The sequence below is a fragment of the Streptomyces lushanensis genome (assembly GCF_001700515.1).
Classification (GTDB): Bacteria; Actinomycetota; Actinomycetes; order Streptomycetales; family Streptomycetaceae; genus Streptomyces; species Streptomyces lushanensis.
In genome coordinates this window covers 1-2,944 of record NZ_MAUD01000106.1, presented here as the reverse complement: position 1 = coordinate 2,944, position 2,944 = coordinate 1, and the positions used below count along the sequence as shown (strand labels likewise).

At 72.7% G+C, this 2,944-nt stretch carries 2 protein-coding genes; one reads left to right on the top strand and one right to left on the bottom strand.

Going from position 1 to position 2,944, the window contains the following annotated elements; genetic code table 11:
- Positions 1 to 103: 103 nt before the first annotated feature.
- On the bottom strand, positions 104 to 1,066 hold the full coding sequence (locus BFF77_RS10255; RefSeq protein WP_066946705.1) for an FAD-dependent oxidoreductase: 963 nt from the start codon (positions 1,064 to 1,066) through the stop codon (positions 104 to 106).
- An 84-nt stretch (positions 1,067 to 1,150) separates the two neighbouring features.
- On the opposite strand from BFF77_RS10255, the gene BFF77_RS10250 reads away from it, so the two are divergent.
- Positions 1,151 to 2,788, top strand: a complete 1,638-nt coding sequence (locus BFF77_RS10250) for an ABC-F family ATP-binding cassette domain-containing protein (protein WP_066946702.1) — start codon at positions 1,151 to 1,153, stop codon at positions 2,786 to 2,788.
- Positions 2,789 to 2,944: the final 156 nt, after the last annotated feature.

Here is a 2,944-nt window from a genome sequence, read left to right as displayed (position 1 = left end):
GTACCACTGCGTCAGTCGCAGCGGAATCTGGTCCCGCTGCTCCTGGACGAGCGGGCCACCTACCACCTGACCGCCGCGACGCCCGCCGACTGCTGATCGCCTTTCAGCCCAGCGCCAGCCGGGCGGCGTCCCGCGCGCAGCCCCAGGCCACGGTGACTCCCGCGCCGCCGTGTCCGTAGTTGTGCACCAGCCGCGCGCCCCCGGGCAGTGTCACGGCCTCCAGCCGGACCCGGGGGCGCGCGGGCCGCAGCCCCACCCGGTGCTCCAGCACCCGCGCCCCGGCCAGCGCGGGATGGATCCGGGCACAGCGCGCCACGATCGCCTCGGCCTCGGCCGGGTCGGGGCGCAGATCCCAGGAGTGCTCCGTCGCCGTGCCGCCGAGCAGCACTCCGTACGGCTGGGGCATCACATAGGTCATATCGGCGGACCCGGGGACGGACGCCACGAACCACTCGTCGATCCCCGGGTTCTCCACGACCACCACCTGCCCGCGCACCGGATACAGCGACGCGTCCGCCATCAGCGCCCGGGCACCGATCCCCGTGCAGTCCACCACCACGGGCGCCAGCTCCGCCGGCTCCTCGAAGCCCGTCACCGAGCGCCGTTCCACCGTGCCGCCCGCCGCCCACAGCCGCTCCTTCAGATACCGCAGATGGACGGGCATGTCGATCAGCGGGACGGCGGCCCGCAGCCCCCGGCCGAAGCCGGCCGGCACCTCGTCCGCACGGGCCTCACGCAGTCCGGGAATCCGGGCGGCCCAGCTTCCCAGGGCCTCCATCGAGGTGTTCGCCATCAGGCCCGGCACGATACGCACGCCGGTCTCGTCCGACCGCGGCGCGAGCTGTTCGTACTGGCTCAGCGACCGCTCCAGCCAGGCGCCGACCTCGGCCTCGGGCTCGACGCGATAGGGCCAGAACAGCGCGCCCGCCACCGCCGACGTGGTGCGCCCCAGCGGGTCGCGGGTCCACACCGCGACCCGGTGACCGCCCTCCGCGAGTACCACCGCCGTCGTCAGCCCGATGACCCCGCCGCCGACCACTATCACATCGCTTCTGCCGCCGTTCATGTCCGGACCGTAGCGGAATCCGTCGTACAGGCCCATATTCCGGTGGACGGAGAGGCCTCGCACCTCGTTAGGATCGACGGTCTGATGACTGCCACGCTCGTAGCCAAGGACCTCGCCGCGGGACACGGCGACCGCTCGCTCTTCTCCGGGCTCGACCTCGTGGTCGCTCCCGGCGACGTGATCGGACTCGTGGGTGCCAACGGTGCCGGAAAATCCACTCTGCTCCGGCTGCTCGCCGGACTCGACACGCCCGAGAACGGCGCGATCGGACTGTCTCCGCCCACGGCGGCCGTCGGTCACCTTCCCCAGGAGCCGGAGCGGCGCGAGGGCGAGACCGTACGGGACTTCCTGGGCCGCCGTACGGGAGTCACCGCCGCGCAGACCGCGCTGGACGAGGCCACCCAGGCACTCGTCGACGGCGCTCCCGGCGCCGACGACGCCTATGCCCTCGGGCTGGAGCGCTGGCTGAGCCTCGGCGGCGCGGACCTGGACGAGCGGGCCGAGGAGACAGCCGCCTCGCTCGGCCTCACCGTCGGACTCGACCAGCCGATGACCACGCTCTCCGGCGGACAGGCGGCCCGCGCGAGCCTCGCCTCGCTGCTGCTCTCGCGCTACGACGTCTTCCTGCTGGACGAGCCGACCAACGACCTCGATCTCGACGGTCTCGAACGGCTGGAGAGATTCGTGACCGGGCTGCGCGCCGGCACGGTCGTCGTCAGCCACGACCGCGAGTTCCTCGTACGCACCGTGACCAAGGTCCTGGAACTCGACCTGGCCCAGCAGAGGATCACACTCTTCGGCGGCGGCTACGAGGCGTATCTGGAGGAGCGGGAGACCGCGCGGCGCCATGCCCGGGAGGAGTTCGAGGAGTACGCGGACAAGAAGGCGTCCCTGGAGACCCGGGCGCAGACCCAGCGTGGCTGGATGGAGAAGGGCGTCAGGAACGCCCGGCGCAAGGCGACCGACAACGACAAGATCGGCCGCAAGCTCCGCGCCGAGTCGAGTGAGCAGCAGGCGGCGAAGGTACGCCAGACCCAGCGGCTGATCGAACGCCTCGACGCGGTCGAGGAGCCGCGCAAGGAGTGGGAGCTGCGGATGGAGATCGCCTCCGCCGAACGCTCCGGCGCGGTCGTCGCGGTGCTGCGCGCGGCCGAGGTCAAGCGGGGCGGCTTCCAGTTCGGCCCGGTCACGCTCCAGATCGACCGGGCCGACCGTATCGCCATCACCGGACCCAACGGCTCCGGCAAATCCACCCTGCTGGCCGCGCTGCTGGGCCGCCTTCCGCTGGACGCGGGCCACGCGTCACTCGGCTCGGGTGTGGTCGTGGGCGAGGTCGACCAGGCACGCGCCCTCTTCCACGGCCCGGAGACCCTGCTGGACGCGTTCCGCCAGGCCGTCCCCGACACCGAACCGGCCGAGATCCGCACCCTGCTCGCCAAGTTCGGCCTGAAGTCGGACCATCTCCTGCGCCCCGCGACCACCCTCTCACCGGGTGAACGGACCCGCGCCGCACTCGCCCTCCTCCAGGGCCGGGGCGTCAACCTGCTCGTCCTGGACGAGCCGACGAACCATCTCGACCTGCCGGCGATCGAACAACTCGAATCCGCGCTGGACTCCTACGACGGCACCCTGCTCCTGGTCACCCACGACCGCCGCATGCTGAACGCGATCCGCACCACCCGCCGCCTGGACGTGGCGAGGGGCCGGGTGACCGAGACCTGACCCGTTCCGTCCTCGTCGCCGACGGGCCCGGTGAGCGGCCCGGCACCGGGACCCCGGCACCACCCACCACCGGCCCCCGTGCAGCCGGGCGCACCGCCGCGCGACCGCGCGGCGGCCCGCCGGGAGGCGCACCGCGGGGCTTCAGCCCCGCGGTGC

Excerpts from the sequence above, each read along its gene's own strand:
- BFF77_RS10250 (WP_066946702.1), top strand. The coding sequence starts at position 1,151 with ATGACTGCCACGCTCGTAGCCAAGGACCTCGCCGCGGGACACGGCGAC.
- BFF77_RS10255 (WP_066946705.1), bottom strand. The coding sequence starts at position 1,066 with ATGAACGGCGGCAGAAGCGATGTGATAGTGGTCGGCGGCGGGGTCATC.